The organism is Thermovenabulum sp., from assembly GCF_049701175.1.
GTDB lineage: Bacteria > Bacillota > Thermosediminibacteria > Thermosediminibacterales > Thermosediminibacteraceae > Thermovenabulum.
This window is the reverse complement of sequence record NZ_JBNATW010000009.1, coordinates 1-18,591: the sequence shown is the minus strand read 5'-3', so window position 1 is coordinate 18,591 and position 18,591 is coordinate 1. Positions and strand designations below refer to the sequence as shown.

The 18,591-nt window shown below is 37.1% G+C and carries 19 protein-coding genes; 15 read left to right on the top strand and 4 right to left on the bottom strand.

Translation table 11 applies throughout. The features are described 5' to 3' along the window. Window positions 1-4: 4 nt before the first annotated feature. The 3 genes from ACPLVF_RS04625 to ACPLVF_RS04615 all read left to right on the top strand — a co-directional run bounded on the left by ACPLVF_RS04625 (window position 5) and on the right by ACPLVF_RS04615 (window position 2,035). Complete coding sequence (locus tag ACPLVF_RS04625; RefSeq protein ID WP_424906656.1) at window positions 5-481, top strand: PTS sugar transporter subunit IIA; 477 nt, start codon at window positions 5-7, stop codon at window positions 479-481. Window position 482: 1 nt separating this feature from the next. Continuing rightward, on the top strand, window positions 483-1,637 hold the full coding sequence (locus ACPLVF_RS04620) for a mannitol-1-phosphate 5-dehydrogenase (protein WP_424906655.1): 1,155 nt from the start codon (window positions 483-485) through the stop codon (window positions 1,635-1,637). Window positions 1,638-1,750: 113 nt separating this feature from the next. After that, window positions 1,751-2,035, top strand: coding sequence for a CC/Se motif family (seleno)protein (locus tag ACPLVF_RS04615; RefSeq protein ID WP_424906654.1), 285 nt, complete (start codon window positions 1,751-1,753; stop codon window positions 2,033-2,035). A gap of 4 nt (window positions 2,036-2,039) precedes the next feature. Here the strand turns inward: ACPLVF_RS04615 and ACPLVF_RS04610 are convergent, their stop codons facing one another. Continuing rightward, window positions 2,040-2,813, bottom strand: coding sequence for a helix-turn-helix domain-containing protein (locus tag ACPLVF_RS04610; protein ID WP_424906653.1), 774 nt, complete (start codon window positions 2,811-2,813; stop codon window positions 2,040-2,042). 149 nt (window positions 2,814-2,962) lie between these two features. On the opposite strand from ACPLVF_RS04610, the gene trxA reads away from it, so the two are divergent. The 6 genes from trxA (at window position 2,963) to ACPLVF_RS04580 (ending at window position 8,082) form a co-directional block, all read left to right on the top strand. After that, the gene (gene trxA / locus ACPLVF_RS04605; protein ID WP_424906652.1) at window positions 2,963-3,277 is read left to right on the top strand and encodes a thioredoxin; all 315 of its coding nucleotides are present in this window, start codon (window positions 2,963-2,965) and stop codon (window positions 3,275-3,277) included. A gap of 168 nt (window positions 3,278-3,445) precedes the next feature. Then, window positions 3,446-5,011 (top strand): exonuclease, encoded by a 1,566-nt coding sequence (locus tag ACPLVF_RS04600; protein ID WP_424906651.1) that lies wholly within the window; start codon window positions 3,446-3,448, stop codon window positions 5,009-5,011. A 170-nt stretch (window positions 5,012-5,181) separates the two neighbouring features. Further along, the gene (locus ACPLVF_RS04595; RefSeq protein WP_424906650.1) at window positions 5,182-6,081 is read left to right on the top strand and encodes a metal ABC transporter substrate-binding protein; all 900 of its coding nucleotides are present in this window, start codon (window positions 5,182-5,184) and stop codon (window positions 6,079-6,081) included. A gap of 17 nt (window positions 6,082-6,098) precedes the next feature. Continuing rightward, window positions 6,099-6,851, top strand: a complete 753-nt coding sequence (locus ACPLVF_RS04590; RefSeq protein WP_424906649.1) for a metal ABC transporter ATP-binding protein — start codon at window positions 6,099-6,101, stop codon at window positions 6,849-6,851. 5 nt (window positions 6,852-6,856) lie between these two features. Continuing rightward, window positions 6,857-7,666, top strand: coding sequence for a metal ABC transporter permease (locus ACPLVF_RS04585; RefSeq protein WP_424906648.1), 810 nt, complete (start codon window positions 6,857-6,859; stop codon window positions 7,664-7,666). Then, entirely contained in the window at window positions 7,657-8,082 is a 426-nt protein-coding gene (locus ACPLVF_RS04580) for a Fur family transcriptional regulator (protein ID WP_424906647.1), read from the top strand. Before ACPLVF_RS04585 ends, ACPLVF_RS04580 begins: the two co-directional genes overlap by 10 nt. Here ACPLVF_RS04580 and ACPLVF_RS04575 read toward each other — a convergent pair. Then, the gene (locus tag ACPLVF_RS04575) at window positions 8,072-9,061 is read right to left on the bottom strand and encodes an ornithine cyclodeaminase family protein (protein ID WP_424906646.1); all 990 of its coding nucleotides are present in this window, start codon (window positions 9,059-9,061) and stop codon (window positions 8,072-8,074) included. The genes ACPLVF_RS04580 and ACPLVF_RS04575 overlap by 11 nt on opposite strands. Before the next feature lie 132 nt (window positions 9,062-9,193). Here ACPLVF_RS04575 and ACPLVF_RS04570 point away from each other — a divergent pair, with 132 nt between their 5' ends. Next, window positions 9,194-9,955 carry an RNA-binding protein gene (locus tag ACPLVF_RS04570; protein ID WP_424906645.1) on the top strand — a complete coding sequence of 254 codons (762 nt, stop codon included), beginning with the start codon at window positions 9,194-9,196 and terminating at the stop codon, window positions 9,953-9,955. A 1-nt stretch (window position 9,956) separates the two neighbouring features. Here the strand turns inward: ACPLVF_RS04570 and ACPLVF_RS04565 are convergent, their stop codons facing one another. Then, entirely contained in the window at window positions 9,957-11,108 is a 1,152-nt protein-coding gene (locus ACPLVF_RS04565) for an NAD(P)/FAD-dependent oxidoreductase (RefSeq protein WP_424906644.1), read from the bottom strand. Window positions 11,109-11,323: 215 nt separating this feature from the next. On the opposite strand from ACPLVF_RS04565, the gene ACPLVF_RS04560 reads away from it, so the two are divergent. From ACPLVF_RS04560 to nagA, 5 genes are all read left to right on the top strand, one after another. Beyond that, a complete protein-coding gene (locus ACPLVF_RS04560; RefSeq protein WP_424906643.1) occupies window positions 11,324-13,447 on the top strand; it encodes a BglG family transcription antiterminator in 2,124 nt (707 codons plus the stop codon). Window positions 13,448-13,461: 14 nt separating this feature from the next. Next, entirely contained in the window at window positions 13,462-14,736 is a 1,275-nt protein-coding gene (locus tag ACPLVF_RS04555) for a PTS ascorbate transporter subunit IIC (RefSeq protein WP_424906642.1), read from the top strand. A 17-nt stretch (window positions 14,737-14,753) separates the two neighbouring features. After that, window positions 14,754-15,050, top strand: a complete 297-nt coding sequence (locus ACPLVF_RS04550) for a PTS sugar transporter subunit IIB (RefSeq protein WP_424906641.1) — start codon at window positions 14,754-14,756, stop codon at window positions 15,048-15,050. Between the two features lie 15 nt (window positions 15,051-15,065). Then, on the top strand, window positions 15,066-15,809 hold the full coding sequence (locus ACPLVF_RS04545) for an SIS domain-containing protein (RefSeq protein ID WP_424906640.1): 744 nt from the start codon (window positions 15,066-15,068) through the stop codon (window positions 15,807-15,809). Window positions 15,810-15,877: 68 nt separating this feature from the next. Beyond that, entirely contained in the window at window positions 15,878-17,026 is a 1,149-nt protein-coding gene (nagA, locus tag ACPLVF_RS04540; protein ID WP_424906639.1) for an N-acetylglucosamine-6-phosphate deacetylase, read from the top strand. A 30-nt stretch (window positions 17,027-17,056) separates the two neighbouring features. Here the strand turns inward: nagA and ACPLVF_RS04535 are convergent, their stop codons facing one another. Then, window positions 17,057-18,388 (bottom strand): Na+/H+ antiporter NhaC family protein, encoded by a 1,332-nt coding sequence (locus ACPLVF_RS04535; RefSeq protein ID WP_424906638.1) that lies wholly within the window; start codon window positions 18,386-18,388, stop codon window positions 17,057-17,059. Window positions 18,389-18,591 lie beyond the last annotated feature (203 nt).

Here is an 18,591-nt window from a genome sequence, read left to right as displayed (position 1 = left end):
AAAAATGGTATTTGGTTTTTTAAAGAAAAACAATTCACAGAATAAAAATGGTGAAATTATAAAAGAAAGCATGATATTAGTAGGCGCAAAGGTTAAGGATAAATTTGAAGCTATAAGGTTAGCAGGTGAAATTTTAGTAAAGGAAGGATATGTTGAGCCCGAATATATAGACGCCATGTTTGAAAGGGAAAAACAGATTTCCACCTATATAGGCAATTTTATAGCTATTCCCCACGGTGTTGGGGAATCAAGAAAATATATTAAAAAAACCGGCATTTCTGTGGTGCACATACCCGATGGTGTAGATTTTGGAGACAATAATACTGCTCATCTTGTTATAGGAATAGCAGCCTTAGGAGATGAACATTTAAATATATTAGCCAACATAGCAACCCTTTTTGATGATAAGGATAGGGTAAAAAAATTGATAAATAATGCTTCGAAAAAAGGGATTTACGAATTTCTAAACGGGAGGATTTAGGATGAGGGAAGCGGTTCATTTTGGAGCAGGAAACATAGGCAGGGGTTTCATAGGACTTTTGCTTTCGAAATCGGGTTTTAAGGTTAATTTTGTGGATATTGACCAAGGGCTCATTGATTATTTAAACAGCAATAAAAGGTATTTTGTTGTTGAAAAGCAGGGAGAGAAACAAAAGGAAGTTTTAGTGGAAGGCCTGGAGGCTATAAATTTTTACGATGAAGAAAAAATAGTTGAAAAAATAGTAAAGGCCGATATAATTACAACCTCCGTAGGCCCAAAGGTTTTAGAGAAAATTTCTGAAATAATAGGGAAGGGTATATTAAAAAGGGCAGAGAGAAAAGATATACCCATAAATGTAATTGCCTGCGAAAATTTAATAAGGGCTTCATCTCATTTAAAAGAATATATTTTGAAAGATTTGGATAAAAAAGATAGAGAGAAAGTAAATAATGTGGCAGGATTTCCTGATGCTGCAGTAGATAGGATTGTACCGCCTCAGGGAAGAGATTACTCCAAGGTAATTGTTGAACCCTACTTTGAATGGATTGTGGAAAGGCCGGGGTTTAAAGGTGATGTCCCTGAAGTTACAGGGATGACCTTGGTGGATGATTTGGAACCATACATCGAGAGGAAAATATTCATATTAAATACCGGTCATGCTGTATGCGCATATCTGGGGTTCTTGAAAGGATATAAGACCATAAGAGAGTCACTAAAGGATGGAGAAATTTACAATACCGTAGTAGGAGCCATGAACGAATCTGCCTATTACCTTTCGAAAAAATACGGTCTTACGGGATTGGAAGAATATATTAAAAAGACCTTAGAAAGATTTAATAATCCAGCAATTGATGACAGTGTAGAACGGGTGGGAAGGGAGCCCATAAGGAAGCTTTCCCACAATGAAAGGCTTGTATATCCGGCAAAAGAGGCAATAGACCTTGGACTGAAACCTGAAAACTTGGCCAAAGGCATTGCTGCTGCCTTACTTTTTGACTGCGAAAGTGACAGCGAAGCCTTAAAATTAAAGCAAATGATAGAAAAAAACGGTTTGGAATATGTAATTTATTATGTTTTGGGCCTATCAAGGGATGATGGGGATTTAATTAATTTGATTTTGGAAAATTACAATTATCTATTGAATATAAAAAAGTAATTCCGCGGAAAAAATAAAATAGGGGATTTTGAAATATAGCCCCTATTTTATTTTTATATTGACAGCGAAAATTTTTAATAGTATAATTAAAATAAAATTAGGAGGTGAAAATTATGGCAAATGTTATTATAGAAGAAAAAGCAAAAAAATATTTAGAGGAGAAAGGGCTCACAGAAATAACTGTAAAGTTGGAGAAATACGGTGGAGGATGAGCAGGGTGCAGATATATACCTGCCGTGTATGCAGGCACTCCACAAGATGCATCCAACTACGATGTATATGAAGTAGATGGGGTAAAGGTATTTGTAAGCCCATTTATAGATATGAGAAGAGGTTTAAAGATTTATCTTTCTGGCTTTAGCTTGTTTAAAGGTCTTGCAGTAGCGCCTATAAATTAAGAGTTCAAAACTTCCTGTGAGACTTATAAAGTTCTATAAATTTCAAAATAAAGGCAAGTTCTTCAGGGGTGCAGTCTGCTATCATTTCTAAAACCGATTTTACCTTTGGATCCAAAAAAAGCTGCTTTAGAGATGGGTTCATAATTTTGAATATATTTTCTACACTGTCGTCATCGGTTACGAAATAGCATGGTGTTACGGAAAGGGCTTGGGCTATTTTCTCTAAGGTTTTAATAGAAGGTTCAACTTTACCGCTCTCTAACTGCCCTATGAGTGCAGGTGATACTCCTGCTTTCTTTGCTAATTCAACTTGAGTTAAACCTCTTTCAGTCCTTAGCTTTTTCAGCTTAAAACCTATATTAGCATTGCTTGCAAAAATTTGTTGGGGCTCTACACCCAAAGCTTTCGCTAAATTGTTTAATGTAGAAATTGATGGAAGGACAATACCCTTTTCGATTTGACATAGATAGGATGCAGATATGCCTGCCAATTCGGCGAGCTTTTCTAATGATAGATTCTTCTTTTGGCGTAAAAGATTTAATTTTTCACCTATGGATAAGGGTTTTTCTAAGCTTACATCGTCATTATCCTTTTGGAAAAAGGCTTCCTTGGACACATTCAGAGCATCAGCGAGCTTTTGAATAACCTCTAAAGAAGGCTGCTTTTTTCCTGTTTCAATTTCGCTTAAGTAGGATACGGAAAGCCCTGTTTTTTCAGCAAGCTCTTTTAAAGATATTTTTCGGTTTTTGCGAAGCTGGCGTATAAGAGAACCTTCCATAGCCATTCTCCTTTATATTTAAAAATACTTTAATAAAATTATAGAATAAATTAAATGGATGGTCAAATAAAAAAGAATTTGTTTACTTTTTAAAAGAGAAAGGACATAATAAATTTAAGAAAATTAAAATTAGTGGGGAGGAATAAAAGGTGAAACCTATAAATGTTACCGATGCAAATTTTAACGAGGAGGTTTTAAACTCCGATAAGCCTGTTTTAGTAGACTTTTGGGCAGCGTGGTGTGGACCCTGCCGCATGATGGGGCCAGTAATAGACGAAATAGCTAACGAATACGAGGATACATTAAAGGTATGCAAAATGAATGTGGATGAAAACCCGGATACACCGGCAAGATACGGTATAATGAGCATCCCGACACTTATATTATTTAAAGACGGAAAACCTGTTAAAAAGCTTATCGGTTTTAGACCTAAAAACGATATAGTTGCTGAGCTTGGAATATAAATTTCAAATAGAAGATTAATAAAAAAGACCGCTTATACGTGCGGTCTTTTTTGTTTAAAAGTAGAGTTAAAATAAATAAAATTTTTTGGTAAAATTAGAATGAATCTTTGAGAAAGGAACTTTTTAAAATTTTTGATACAATATGGAAGACGAAAGCAGGTGAAAACCTTGCCGGTTTATCTTACCTTTTACGATGGAGCTGACTGCATAGGGGGCAACAAGATACTTTTGGAAGATGGCGAGACATCGCTTTTTTTGGATTTCGGCACTAACTTTAAAGCGGAGGGCATGTTTTTTGATGAATTTCTTGCACCAAGGGCCACTTTCGGCTTTTACGACCTTCTTTGCTTAAATATCCTTCCACCGTTAAGGGGGTTTTACAGGTCCGATTTAGAATATCCAGGGGTTTGGGATAAATTCTCATCCCATCAACTTTACAGGGAAGCAGAAATTAGCGGTGTGCTCCTTTCACATGCCCACTTTGACCACTGCGGGCATTTTTCTTATATTAGCGAAGAAGTCCCTATAATAACGGGACTTACCAGCGCTCTTATATGCAAAGCCCTCCAGGACACGGGAGGGGGAAACAGGCTGCAGGAAATTTGTTACACAACTCCAAGGGAACTAAAGGATGGGCTTTTACAGACAGCACATTATAAAACATCACCTTTTAAGCAGCGCAAGTACCATATTGCAGGAACCGATGCTATTCCAGAAAGTGCCTGTGAATTTTGGGAAAACGTAGAAAGCTCGCGGGGGTTGGAATGCTGTTCTTTAAAAAGCTGTGGAAGTGAATTTAAAATAAGAGATCTTACAATACGTTTGTGGCCTGTGGACCACTCCATTCCCGGAGCTTGTGCATTCGGCATCAAAACTTCCGAAGGATGGATAGTGTACACAGGGGACTTAAGGCTTCACGGCAAAAACGCTGCACTCACCCGGCGGTTTTTTGAAGAAGCCTCTAAATTAAAACCCATTGCCCTTATATGTGAAGGTACTCATCCGGGGACTCAAAAGCCAGTTACGGAAAAAGAAGTTGCGGAAAACTGCTTTGATGTGGTAAAAAAAGCTCGAGGCCTTGTTGTAGCAGATTTTGGTCCCCGCAACGTAGAACGGCTACTTTCGTTTCTCGATATAGCAGGTAGCACGGGACGCCAATTGGTGCTTACTGCTAAGGATATATACCTTTTAGAAGCCCTTACTGCAGCAGGAGAAAAGGGTGTACCAAACCCACATAAAGATGACCGCATAATGCTATACATAAAACCAAAGGCGCGCAAAGAAAAATGGGAGGAAGCTTTAATTTGCCGTTTTAATCCTTCAAAGATGGTATCGGCAGAAGATATAAAAAAAGAACCCAAAGGCTATATATTGTGTTTTTCCTATTACGATTTTCACGCTTTTTTGGATATAGAACCCCAAGGGGGGACATATATTTATTCTTCCAGCGAGGCATACGATGAGGAAATGCTTATCGACCACAATCGAATCAAAAATTGGATTGATTATTTCGGTTTTGAATTGTACGGCACCCTTGGAAGGGACAGAGAAAGGTCTGGTTTTCACGCCAGCGGGCACATCCACGGTGCCGGCATAGAGGAGATGGTGGAAACTATAGAGCCCAAGGTGCTTATCCCTGTTCATACACAAGATAAAGAATTCTTTAAGCGGTTTGAAGGAACTTGCAAGGTGATATTGCCCGAAAGGAGTAAAACGCTAAAATTATTAAATTAATAATTTATTTATTTGATTTATAAATGATTCAAAATCCTTCATAATAAAATCCTTCATAATAAGATAAGCAAAATTCAGCATATAATTTGACATTTTTAAAATAAAGAATATAATTTTAGTATACAAAGTAAATGCAAATCATTTGCAAAAAGGAGGAAAAAATAAATAAAATGAAAGGCAAGCTTTATAAAAATAGGCTGACTCAAATTTTGGTAATTATTTTTGTGCTGATTTTAATTTTAAGTACAGCTGGCTGTCAAAGCAAAAAAATGAGCAATAAGGATAAGATTGTAGTTTATACATCCATTTACCCTTTATACGATTTTACGAAAAAGATAGGGCAGGATTACATAGTTGTAGAAAACATAACACCTACAGGGGTTGAGCCTCACGAATTTGAGCCCTCTATAAGTAAAATTTCAAAAATATATGAGAGCAATGCCTTTATATATTTGGGTGAACCTATGGATCCATGGGCAGAAAAGTTAAGGGGGGATTTAGCCCAAAAAGGAATAGCGGTATTGAAGGTAGGAGAAGGTTTGATAGAAGGAAATGACCCCCATATATGGCTTTCACCGAAAAAATCAATGCAAATGGCAAAAAAGATATACGACTTATTGGTTAAGGTCGATGAAAAGAACAAAGCCGTTTATGAAAAAAATTATGATCGGTTAATTGAGGAACTTAAAAAATTAGATGATGAGTATAAAAAGGAGTTAGCTTCTACAAGGCTAAGGGATTTTGTGGTATCCCATGCAGCTTTTGGCTATTTGGCAAAAGAATACGGGTTAAACCAGGTATCAATTAAAGGGCTTTCTCCTCAGGAAGAGCCGTCTTTAAAGCATATTAAAAATTTAATAGACTTTTGCAGGGAAAGGGGAATAAAATACATCCTTGCCGAAAGTTTGGAAACTCCTAAGGAAGCCCAAGCTTTAGCAGAAGAAGCGGGCCTAAAAATACTTACTTTAAACCCCATTGAGGGGTTGACGGATGAGGAAGAAAAGGCCAATGAGGATTACTTCAGCTTAATGAGGAAAAATTTAGAGGTTTTAAAGGAAGCTTTAAAGTAAACTTTGGGGGAATTTTTATGTCAATCCCTGTTTTGGAGCTTTTTAATGTAGATTTTTCTTATAACGGCAATACGGTATTGGAAAATGTAAATTTAAAGGTAAAAAAAGGTGATTTCTTGGCTTTAATTGGGCCGAATGGTGCTGCAAAAACCACACTTATGAAGATAATGGTGGGCCTTTTAACCCCGAAAAACGGAAGGGTATTGATTTTTGGAGAGGATATAAAGGATTTTAAGAAGTGGGAAAAGATAGGCTATATCCCCCAATTAACGGGGGATATTAACATGGGTTTTCCTGCAACGGTATGGGAGATAGTGGATTCCAATTATTATAAAGGTTTTTTTAAAGGATTTATTAATAAAGATGAGCGGAAAAAAGCAGTGGAGGAAGCTCTTGAAAGGGTGGGAATTAAGAAACTTTCCAATAAAATGTTAAGGGAGCTGTCCGGAGGGGAAAAGCAGAAGGTTTTTTTAGCCCGCGCCCTTGTGAAAAAACCAGAAATCCTTTTTCTTGATGAGCCTACAAGTGCCATGGATGCTCCTTCACGGGAAGATTTTTATAATCTTTTAACGGGTTTAAATAAAAATTTTGGGATTACGGTGGTTGTTATCACTCATGATATAGGTTTTGCCTATGAAAAAGCTACAAAAATAGGCTGTGTTAAAGAAAAAAGGGTATATATTCATGATAATGTTAGAGAAGTTACCGAAGGTCATATTGCTGAGGTAATGGGGTATAAAATCCCTGCGTGTGATATTCATAGGGAGTGAATAAAATGGATATTTTAAGCCTTTCCCTTATTAACAGGGCTTTAGCAGCGGGCATATTAACGTCAGTATTAATTTCAACGGTAGGGGTTTTTGTGGTCTTAAGGCGTATGTCAATGGTAGGGGATAGCCTCTCCCACGCTTCCTTAGCAGGTGTTGCTGCAGGTATGCTCTTTGGTTTTTATCCTTTCTATGGAGCGGTGATTTTTGCTCTCATTGCTTCCTTTTTAATAGAAATTTTGCGAAAAGCCTTTAGAAAATATTCGGAAGTGGCTTTAGCTGTTGTAATGTCGGCCGGTATAGGGCTTGCAGTTGTCATGATAAGTTTGGGGAAATCCTTCAATGCTGACCTTTTTTCTTACCTTTTTGGGAGCCTAATCGCAGTAAATGAAAAAGACATAAGAATAATGGCTTTAATGGGGATAGCAGTGATACTTTCACTATTTATATTAAATAGAGAACTTTTTGCGGTTACCTTTGATGAAGAATCAGCAAAAATTGCAGGGATACCTGTAAATTTAGTTAATTTATACCTTTCCCTTGTTACTGCTTTGTCGGTGGCTTTATCCGTAAGAATAGTAGGTACCTTGCTTGTCTCGGCATTGATGGTCATACCTACTGCGGTTAGTCTTCAGGTTTCAAAAAGTTTTAAAATGGTTTTTATTGTTTCAAATATCGTAGCCCTTTTTTCGGTGGTTTCAGGGATTATCCTCTCTTATTATTATGATCTTGCTCCGGGGGGGACTATCGTTTTAATTGCATCCTTTATTTTGGCAGCTGTTCTCATTTTAAAGGGGGTTAAAAGCCGATGGGATTAATTTCATCTGAGGATTTAATAAAAAAGGCCGGACTTAAGGTTACAGGGAAGCGAAGGGCAATAATAGATGCCCTCTTAAAGTCCGGCAATATGCTTTCGGCAAAAAATATATATGATCGGGTAAAAAAGGAATACCCAGACATAAATTTTTCAACCGTATACCGCAATTTAAATCTGCTGGCGAAAAAGGGGATATTATGCTTTGTTTTATCCGAAAATAAAAGCATGATATTTAGTGTAAAACTTTCGGATGAACACCACCATCATATTGTTTGCAAAAATTGCGGGAGTTCAGTTGCAATAAACTACTGCCCTATGGAATTTATCGAAAAAGAGCTAAAAGAGTACGGTTTTTCTGCAATGGAGCACAATTTTATAATATACGGTATTTGCCCCGAATGTAAGGCTAAAGGGTGATTTTGCTGCCGAGCCCCAATTCTAAAGCCTTTTCGTATATTTTGGCTGCAGTTACTACGTCTTGAACGGCTAATCCCACGGACTTAAATAGGGTTATTTCGTTTTCGGATGTTCTGCCGGGAAGTTCTCCTGTTAATACTTTTCCAATTTCACCGGTGATTTTTTCTTCACCTATGGTACCTTTTTTCAGAGGGATTATAAGGTCGCCCGCTTCAGCGAGGCATGCTTCCTTTGAGTCCACGAAAATCTTATCTGCTTTCAAAACAGCTTCTTCAGGTATTTCTTGCATTTCAGGGGTATAGGCACCAATGCCGTTTATGTGAACTCCTTTTTTTATTAGATTTCCGTTGAATACAGGCTTTTTGGATGTGGTTACGGTTGTAATTATATCTACTTCGGGCAGCACCTCATCGGAATTTTCGACTGCTGTTATTTTTGCTCCGTAATTTTTAAAATTTTGGCTCATTTTTTGCGCAAAATCTTTTGCCCTGTTAAAATCTATGTCGTATACATATACTTCTTCGAGGTCTCGAACGGAAAGCAAGGCCCAAAGTTGGGTTTCGGCCTGCCCACCGGTACCGAAGATTATTGCTTTTTTTGCATATTTATTGGAAAGTATCTCTGTGGCTACCCCTGACGCTGCACCGGTTCTAAGCCTTGTGAGATATGTACCGTCCATTATTGCATTTACTATGCCCGTTTCTCCATCAACCAAAACCATGGTAGCGGGTACAGAAGGAAGTCCTTTTTTAATATTTTCAGGGTATACTGAAACTATTTTTACACCGGCAAAATTAACCCCTCCCACGTATGCTGGCATAAAAAGTATTTGGCCTTTTTCCTTTTCAACGGAAATATTTGTTCTTAAAGGTACTATACTTTTACCCTCTGACAAAGTTTTATAGGCTTCTTTAACTGCCTCTATAGCTTCTTTCATGGAAAGCACTTTTTTCATTTCTTCCGCACTGATAATAAGCATTTAAATCAACTCCTTTTTTATTAATTATTAATTTATATTCTTATTATATTATCCTTTTGCTTAGAATGGAAAACCTATGTTAATAATGTGATATTATTATAAAATAAGAATAGAAAAAGGAGTGTTTTAAATATGGAGATTATAGATGAAAAATTGGCATCGGCTAAAATAAGAGACCTTTTTAAAGCAGCTCAAAAAAAAGGAGATTATATAACAAGCAATTTCTTAACTCCTCTTGAGCAGGAAATGGTCTTTGATATAGCTAAGGAATTTCAGGATGTAAAATACTATTTTGAAGGAGGGTACAAAGAGGCGGAAAGGAAAATTTTGGTGGCATATCCTGATTATATAGAAGGCCGCCCTTTTGTCCCGCCCATTAAAGCCCTTCGGATAAAAGTAAAAGACGAGGATGCCTTTCCGGGCCATAGGGATTTTTTAGGTTCTATTTTAGGTCTTGGGATATCGAGGGATAAAGTCGGGGATGTTTTGGTAAAAAAGGGAGAAGCCATTGCTATTTTAAAGGAAGAGATAATAGAATTTGTCGGGCTTAATTTAACCAAGGTCAAAAACTTTGGTGTTGAAACGGAAGAAATAACGCTAAAAGAGATTGTGGCACCTGAGAAATCTTATAAAGAAGTAAAAGGCACCGTCGCATCCCTTCGTTTGGATGCTGTGGCAAGCCTTGCTTTTGGAGTTTCCCGCTCCAAAATGGCACCATATATAAAAGGGGAAAATGTTAGGGTAAATTTCAAGGTAATATCGGACCCCTCCTATGAAGTAAAAGAAGGCGACATAATCTCTGCCACAAGGATGGGCAGGGCAAAAATAGAAAAAATCGGTGGTGAAAGCAAAAAGGGAAGGATTTACGTTACGATACATAGGTTTACAGGGTGAACTATACGCATGCGGGTTCGAAAATTAATTCTCCTTTTTCGAATCTTTTAATATTTAAAGCATTGATATCAATGTGGCTTTTTCCATCAATTATTAACTCAGAGAGCAAAAGTCCGACAATTGGCCCCATCTGAAAACCGTGCCCGCTCCAGCCTAAATCAAGGTAGAAACCTTCAATATCTGTTTTTCCTAAGATAGCTTGCTGATCGGGGGTCATGTCGTAAAGCCCTGCCCATTGACGAACAATCCGTAAGTTTTTAATTTTTGGTAAATGGAAGACAAATTTTTTCACCGCTTCTTCTAAAAAGCTCCACGATGAATTTACATTAAAGTCTTTCACTTCGTGTTCGGGATCACCTACGCCCATCAGTATCGTGCCGTTAGGGGATTGTTTGAAATAGGTGCCGTGGATAAAGGATATAACCATACATGGGAGGAAATATTCCACAGGTTCTGTAACAAAAATTTGATGCCTCTCTGGGTACACTGGAATGTCAATTCCTACCATTTTTGCTAATTCTTTGCCCCATGCACCTGCACAGTTTACTATTATTGGAGTTTCGTAGATTTCCTTCTGGGTGGTTACCTTAAACAGTCCGGGTTTTACAACTTTTATATCAAATACTTTATTATAAGTGCTTATTTTAGCCCCTAATCTTTTTGCGGCTTCTGCATACGCAAAGGTTACCATAAAAGGGTTAGCATGCCCGTCTTTTGGATTGAAAGAAGCTCCCATTACACCCTCCAAGTTTAAATGAGGAACTATTTTTTTTATTTCTTCTGGAGAAAGAAAGACAGAATCTTTTATTCCTAATTCGTGTTGTAGTTTAATATTCTCATTAAATTGTTTAACTTGCGATTCATTGTAAGCCAACATTAAATATCCACCTTGAGTGAACTCTATACTTTTTTCAAAGTCCAGTTCTTCTTCAAGGTTTTCTAAAATTTTCATACTCTCCTTCATTAAAAGGCAGTTGATTTTTGTACCGAATTGATGCCTTATCCCTGCCGCACACCTTCCCGTTGCTCCGCTTGTTAGATATTCCTTTTCAAAAAGTATAATGTTTTTCATTCCCTTTTTTGCAAGGTTGTAAAGTACCGATACCCCGTGGATTCCCCCGCCTATTATTACTGCATCTGCTAACTCTGGCATAATGAATACCCCCCAAAAAAAATTAATTATTAATAAAATTTTACAAAATAATTATAAATCATTAAATTATAAAAATACAGATATAAATAAAAAATACAGATATAAATAAAATAATAAAATACTTTTTTGCAGGATTTAATAAATTTTTTGCGAAAAACATTAATCTTTTAAAAGGGGATTTCCTTAAAATAAAATATTATTGGAAGGTGGCAAAATTGCTTGATGAAAGGACTACAAAAATATTAGTGAAGCTTATCCAAGAAGAGGATTTTGTAAAAATAGAAAACTTGAGCCGAGAATTCAATGTTTCAAAAAGAACCATTCAGTACGACCTTGATAAAATTAACTATTTTCTAAAGACTCACGGTTTTCCCTGCCTTGAAAGAAGACCGAAAAAAGGCATCAGGCTTTCTCTTAAAGAAAAACAAGATTTATTGGAGGTTTTAAAAAGAAAAATAAAATTTTATTATTATTCAACTCCCAAAGAAAGACAAAATAAAATTTTAAGCGAGCTTTTTAAAGCAAAGGGTTTTATTACAATAGAAACAATTTCCAATTTGCTTGGGGTAAGCAGAAGCACTGCTATAAAAGACCTTTTAAAGGTGTCCGAGTGGCTTTACAAAAACAACCTTAAACTAATAACGCTTCCAAGATACGGTGTAAAAATCGATGGTGATGAAAGGGCAATAAGGAGGGCAGCTCTATTATTCTTGAGAGAAAATTTAGGCACGGATTTGCCTCTTTTAGAGGAAATAGAATCACAAAATGTGCTAATAAACAAAGACCCCATAATGAAACTTTTAGAAGGAATAGATATAAATCTCATTGTCAATGCCGTAAAAAAAGCTGAAGAACAATTCAATATTAATTTAACTGATAAAACCTTTAACGCTCTAACCCTCCATATTGCCTTCGCAATTAAGAGGATTTTATCGGGCAAAGATATTTTAATGCCAAAGGAAGAACTATCGAGGTTAAAAAATTACAGGGAATTCGAGATTGCTCTTTTCATTGTTGAAAGGCTTAAAGAATACTTTAGCCTTGAAATACCTCAGGATGAAGTGGGATATATCACCATACACCTTATTGGTGGGAACTTTGTAAAGGAAGATTTTTCATCCTATAAAGAAAATTTGTTTTTGGTGCAGATTATTGCTGCAAGGCTTATAGAATTAGTGGGAAAAGAGTTTAAAATGGATTTTTCAATGGATAAAGACCTTTTTAACAACCTTATCCAGCATTTAGGCCCTGCATTTTACAGGCTTAAAAACGGTATACCCATAGTAAATCCCATTTTAAAGGAAATTAAAGAAAGCTTTACGGATATCTATGAGGCGTGCAGAAAGAGTATAAAGGAAATTGAGAATATTAGCGGTTTTTTAATAAATGAAGATGAGATAGGGTATATAGCCATACATTTTGGGGCATCCATTGAAAGGATGAAAATGTCGGAGGAAAGGACTTTTAATGCCTATGTGGTTTGCGGAACGGGGATTGGTACAGCAGAGTTTTTGACATTAAGATTAAAAAAAGAATTTAGAAACTTAAACATATTGGGCACAGCCTCCATCCATAACGTGAGGGAGGTGGTTTTTGCAAGGCCAGTAGATTTAATTATTTCTACAATGAGTTTGCAAATAGAGGATGTTCCAGTAGTTCATGTAAGTCCTATTCTCTCCGAAAAAGATATAGAAAACATAAAAAAAGTATTGTCTATACTTGAAAAGAAAGAAGTGCCGTCCCAAAAAGGCATAAAAATAATTGAAACCATAATGAATGCGATAGAAAGGTATGCAGAGGTTAAAGATAAAGAAGGACTTTATAAAGAACTTTATAAAATCCTATACAACGACGAAGCTGATAATATGAAGGGAGATGGCCAACCTGTGCTAAAGGAGCTTCTTACAAAAGATACGATAAGATTAAAAGTTAAAGCAGAAAATTGGGAAGACGCGGTCAGAATAGGAGGAAAATTGCTTTTTGAAAAGGGTTTTATAGAATCAACTTATATAGATGCTATGGTCAAAAATGTAAAGGAAATTGGGCCTTACATAGTAATAGCTCCCGGTATCGCTATGCCCCATGCAAGGCCTGAAGATGGGGTAAAAAAAGTATGTATGAGTTTGATTACATTAAAAGAGCCGGTAGAGTTCGGGAATAAAGATAATGACCCAGTCAGGTTGGTAATCTGTTTTGGGGCTGTGGACCATGAAAGCCATTTGAAAGCGTTGTCCGAATTAATGGAGATTTTAATGGATAAACAATCTTTGGAAGGAATTTTTAAATCAGAGGATGTAAATGAAGTTCTTAATATAATCAAAAACAATAAAAATTATTAAAGGGAGGGATTTTTATGGCTATTATTAATTTTCTGGTTAAAAATTTGTTTAATCAGGTTTCCGTTTTAATAGGACTTATAGCTTTATTAGGACTATTACTTCAAAAGAAATCCTTCGAAGAAGTTATTTCAGGAACAATTAAAGCTATGGTTGGCATATTGATTATGTCGGCGGGTGTGGATGTCTTCATAGGTGGTCTTGTTTCATTCCAGACCATAGTATCATCTGCTTTTCACATCTCGGCTCCTGTTGCAAAAAATACTTTGCAGAATTTTACTGAGAATTTTGGAAGTATTGCAGTATCTATAATGGCATTAGGATTTTTAATTCACCTTGTAATAGTTAGGGTATTCAACACAAGATTTGTTTATTTAACAGGTCACCTTATGTGGTGGATTTCCCTTGTGATTGCAGCAAGTTTGATTGAGGTATTTCCTGATATGAATCAAGGACTTCTTATTTTGACGGGTGCTATTTTGATAGCCCTTTACTGGACATTTCAGCCTCTTTACCTTCACAAGTACATGAAAAAGGTAACCGACAGCGATGAAATAGGATACGGCCATACTTCTTCAATTGCCGCTTATTTAGCCGGGCGCTTTGGGCATTTGTTTGGAAAACCCGAAGAGAGCACCGAAAAGATAAAAATTCCGAAGAAGATCGAATTTATGAAGGACATAACCGTTGGTACCGCTTTTATAATTACCATAATAATGCTTCTTGCCAGCTTCTTTGCAGAAAAAGAAGTGGTTTTAAAACAGGCAGGAGATTTAAACTTTATTATATGGGCAATACTTCAGGGCTTTAAATTTGCCGCAGGTATTACTATTCTGCTTTACGGTGTAAGACTCTTCCTTGCAGAAATCGTTCCTGCTTTCAGGGGAATATCTCAAAAACTAATTCCCGGAGCAAGGCCTGCACTGGATGTGCCCGTAGTCTTCCCATACGCTCCTACTGCAGTGCTTGTAGGATTTATTAGTTCCACATTGGTATTTTTAATCTTTATGGTCATTTTTGGACTTATGGGATTTGCAACTATAGTTCCTTCCATGATAATGCTCTTTTTCCCTGCTGCCGGTGCAGCGGTTTTTGGAAACGCTGTTGGGGGATGGAAGGGAGCTGCTTTTGGCGGTGCTGTAAACGGCTTATTCTTAGCCTTTGGCCAGGCACTTACGTGGCCCATGCTTTCAAATACTGCTCCTGAACTTGCAGTACTTGCTGATCCCGACTGGTATGTTATAATATGGATAATAATGGGAGTTGGGAAACTAATTAAAGCAATTTTCTAATCAGGGGGTCTTAACTCATGAAAGACAAAATAAAAATTGTAACCGCCTGCGGAGTGGGCATGGGAAGCAGCCTTATATTAAAGATGATGATAGAGGATGTTTTGAAAGCGGAGGGCATCAGCGCTCAGGTAGAGAATATTGACATAGGTAGCATAAAAAGCGCTAACGCGGATATGGTAGTGGTTCAGTCCTTCCACGAAGACAAGGTTAAAGATGCCGCAAAGGTGGTAGTAAATATAGACAATTTTCTTGATAAAGAAAATTTAAGAAAGAAGGTTTTAGAAGGCATTAATGCATTAAAAAACATGCAGTAAAAGAAGGTGAATAGCTTGTTAATGGCATATATCGAAGAGGTAGAAAAGGCTGTAGAAAAGATAAGAACAATACAGGTGGAAAATATAAAAAAAGCGGCTGAGTTGATATTTGAGTCCCTTACCGAAAAGGAAGACAGCGTCTTTCACGTCTTTGGCTGCGGGCATTCTCACATGGCGGCTGAAGAACTTTTTTACAGAGCAGGGGGACTTGCCTGCGTAAATCCTATTTTACCTGCAGAGCTTATGCTTCACGAAGGAGCCTTAAAGAGTTCTTATTATGAGAAAAATGAGGAAATTATAAAAATGATTTTTGATAGGTATGACCTGAGACAAGGAGAGTGCATTGTTGTTGTTTCCCATTCAGGAAGGAACGGAGCTCCCGTTGAGGCTGCAATTGAGGCAAAAAAAAGAGGCCTGAAGGTCATTGCGGTAACCTGCCGGGAATATAAGGAGAAAACTTTTTCAAGGCACTCTTCCGGAAAATTTTTGCAGGATGTAGCCGATGTAGTAATCGACAACTGCGGAAGGTATAAAGACGCAGCACTGACATTGGAAAATGAAGGATTGGAGGTTCCCTTCGCCCCTCTTTCGACTGTTTTAAACACGGTTATTCTCAATATGCTTACAGCAGAAGTGGTAAACCTTATGGTAAAAAATAATGTGAAACCGCCAGTTTTTTTAAGCGGGAATATAGAAGGATCTATGGAAAACAATTTAAAATTGATAGAAAAATATAAGCACAGAGTAAGGCATTTTTGAGCCCTATATTAAAAAGGGCTCTAACTTTTTTAATAAATTATAGTAAAGCCTTCAAGGGGGAAAGTTATATGAGACTTCTTATCAAAAATGCAAAAATAATTGCTCCCTATGAAATCGTAGTAAATCACGGTCTTGCAATAGAAAATGGAAAGATAGCCGATTTTATCGAAAATAGATTTATCAAAGAAGAGATGTTCGATGAGGTAATAGATGCAGAGGGAAATTATTTATCTCCCGGTTTTATAGATATTCACTGCCACGGAGCCTTTGGCTTTGATGTAATGGACGAAGGCTTTTCGCCTTTAGAAAATATTGCAAAATTTCAATTAAAGAACGGAGTAACTTCATTTTTTGCAGCTGTAATGACTGCACCTGTGGAGAAAATTAGAAAATCGCTAAAAAACATAACCTCATATATATTATCCCAGAAAAACTCAAATGCCCCTAAGGAGAAAGCAAAAATTTTAGGAATATATTTGGAAGGCCCTTATTTTTCGCCGACAAAAAAAGGGGCACAGCCTGAAGAATATTTAAGGAAGCCTGATAAAGAAGAGATTATAACTTTACTGGAGGATTCCATGCATTTTATCAAGGTTGTTTCTCTTGCACCCGAACTTGAAGGGGCTTTAGAGGCTATAAAGCTTTTGAAAAAAGAAGGTGTAATAATTGCCCTCGGCCATACGGATGCGGATTATGAGGAAGCGAAAAGGGCAATTTATTTGGGAGCAAGCCTTGCTACCCATACGTATAACGGTATGAGGGGCTTTAGCCACAGGGAACCCGGTGTATTAGGTGCGGTTTTATCCGATGATGGAGTTTACTCTGAGCTCATAGCCGACTGCGTACACGTGCATCCTGCTGCTATGAAACTTTTGGTTAAAGCAAAAGGCACCGAAAAGATAATCCTGATAACCGATTCTATGATGGCGGCAGGACTTTCTGATGGGGAATATACCCTTTCCGGACAAAAAGTAAAGGTAAAAAACGGCATAGCTTCACTTCCGGACGGCACCTTAGCGGGTTCTACCCTTACTTTAAATAAAGCTATATATAATATGGTCTACAAGGTTGGAGTGACTTTACAGGATGCTGTAAAGATGGCTACATTTAATCCTGCGAGGGCTTTAGGGTTTATTGGGAAAGGGAGCATTGAAGTAGGGAATGATGCTGAGCTTGTGATATTTGATGAAAATATAAATATTTTGAGAGTGATATAAAAACAAAAAGCAGGCAAAACGCCTGCCTTATTACTTTTCGGGCTCTAATACAACTTTTTTAGCTTTAATGCTTTTTTCCTGAGCCTTAGGAATTCCAAAGACAATGGCTAAAATTGCCATAATGCCTAAAAGATATGGGTAGTACAAATAGGGCATAATTTGAACCGGTGAAAGTTTTGCAATGCTTCCTGCTAAAAGAAGCTGGGCGCCGTAAGGTATTATTCCCTGAAATACACAAGAGAAAATATCCAGCATACTTGCGCTTCTTCTGGGGTCCACTCCGTGCTCGTCAGCAAGTTTTTTTGCCATAGGACCCGTAATGACTATTGCCACCGTGTTATTTGCTGTGCAGATATCGGCAACGGACACAAGGGCGCCTATCCCGAATTCTGCCCCTTTTCTGGATTTTATCTTTGTTTTTATTACATCTAAAAGGTAGTCGATACCGCCCTCCTCAGCTATCATTGCTGCAAGTCCGCCAATTAAAAGCGATAGAATAAATATTTCCTGCATTGCTCCGAAACCTTCGTATACCTTTTGAGTAAACCCGATAAGGGTAAAGCTCCCGTCGGCAAGACCTATAGCTCCTGCCAAAACGGTTCCTAAAATCAAAACTAAAAATACGTTCATACCTAAGAGAGATAGCACCAAAACTGCTATATAGGGAACTATCTTTAAGAAATTATACTGTAGATCGGAAGGAACCTGTCCCGAAATACCCTGCATTGCCATAACAATCAAAGTAATGATTGCTGCGGGGAGTGCAATTTTAAAATTCATTATGAATTTATCCTTCATTTCGCAACCTTGAGTCCTTGTCGCTGCAATGGTTGTATCGGAAATCATGGACAGGTTGTCGCCAAACATAGCACCTCCCACTACTGCGCCTACCGCCACTGCTAAGGGGAGGTTTGCCTTTAATGCCATATCAACGGCAATTGGAGCGACTGCGGCAATGGTTCCCATTGAAGTACCCATTGCGGTGGCTACAAAAGCCGAAATTATGAAGAGTCCTGGTAAAATAAAGCTCGGAGGTATTATAGAAAGACCAAAATTTACAGTAGAATCAACATCGCCCATTGCTTTTGCAACAACGGAGAAAGCTCCTGCCAAAAGATAAATCATACACATTATTATAATGTTTGAGTCTCCTACTCCCCTTACGAATACATCCATCTTTTCATTTATTGAGCCTTTAAAAATTATGAATGCAACGATGATACCTGCTAATGCCGCAACCGGCGAAGGTAGCTGATAAAAAGCAAAATCTACACCTTTGGAATTAAAATAAATACCGCTTCCTAAAAACAGTGCGAGGAATACTAAAAGGGGAAGAAGGGATAGAGGGTTTTTGTTTTTCATTAAAATCCTCCTTTTGGCAAAATATTAACAAATATCTACAAAAAAATGATTAAAAGTTTTTTGAAAAATTTATCCAAAAAAATATAAAAAGGACAAACAGATTATAATTTTATCTTAAATTTTATAGAAATACAATATTATTTTATTTCGAGCTTTTTGCTTTGTACCATTTTTTTAATTTTTATCACTTATTTATTGCAATA

Excerpts from the sequence above, each read along its gene's own strand:
- ACPLVF_RS04535 (WP_424906638.1), bottom strand. The coding sequence starts at position 18,388 with ATGAAAAACAAAAACCCTCTATCCCTTCTTCCCCTTTTAGTATTCCTC.
- ACPLVF_RS04610 (WP_424906653.1), bottom strand. The coding sequence starts at position 2,813 with ATGGAAGGTTCTCTTATACGCCAGCTTCGCAAAAACCGAAAAATATCT.
- ACPLVF_RS04585 (WP_424906648.1), top strand. The coding sequence starts at position 6,857 with ATGGATATTTTAAGCCTTTCCCTTATTAACAGGGCTTTAGCAGCGGGC.
- ACPLVF_RS04565 (WP_424906644.1), bottom strand. The coding sequence starts at position 11,108 with ATGCCAGAGTTAGCAGATGCAGTAATAATAGGCGGGGGAATCCACGGG.
- ACPLVF_RS04550 (WP_424906641.1), top strand. The coding sequence starts at position 14,754 with ATGAAAGACAAAATAAAAATTGTAACCGCCTGCGGAGTGGGCATGGGA.
- ACPLVF_RS04620 (WP_424906655.1), top strand. The coding sequence starts at position 483 with ATGAGGGAAGCGGTTCATTTTGGAGCAGGAAACATAGGCAGGGGTTTC.
- ACPLVF_RS04570 (WP_424906645.1), top strand. The coding sequence starts at position 9,194 with ATGGAGATTATAGATGAAAAATTGGCATCGGCTAAAATAAGAGACCTT.
- nagA (WP_424906639.1), top strand. The coding sequence starts at position 15,878 with ATGAGACTTCTTATCAAAAATGCAAAAATAATTGCTCCCTATGAAATC.
- ACPLVF_RS04555 (WP_424906642.1), top strand. The coding sequence starts at position 13,462 with ATGGCTATTATTAATTTTCTGGTTAAAAATTTGTTTAATCAGGTTTCC.
- ACPLVF_RS04575 (WP_424906646.1), bottom strand. The coding sequence starts at position 9,061 with ATGCTTATTATCAGTGCGGAAGAAATGAAAAAAGTGCTTTCCATGAAA.
- ACPLVF_RS04580 (WP_424906647.1), top strand. The coding sequence starts at position 7,657 with ATGGGATTAATTTCATCTGAGGATTTAATAAAAAAGGCCGGACTTAAG.
- ACPLVF_RS04595 (WP_424906650.1), top strand. The coding sequence starts at position 5,182 with ATGAAAGGCAAGCTTTATAAAAATAGGCTGACTCAAATTTTGGTAATT.
- ACPLVF_RS04625 (WP_424906656.1), top strand. The coding sequence starts at position 5 with ATGGTATTTGGTTTTTTAAAGAAAAACAATTCACAGAATAAAAATGGT.
- ACPLVF_RS04590 (WP_424906649.1), top strand. The coding sequence starts at position 6,099 with ATGTCAATCCCTGTTTTGGAGCTTTTTAATGTAGATTTTTCTTATAAC.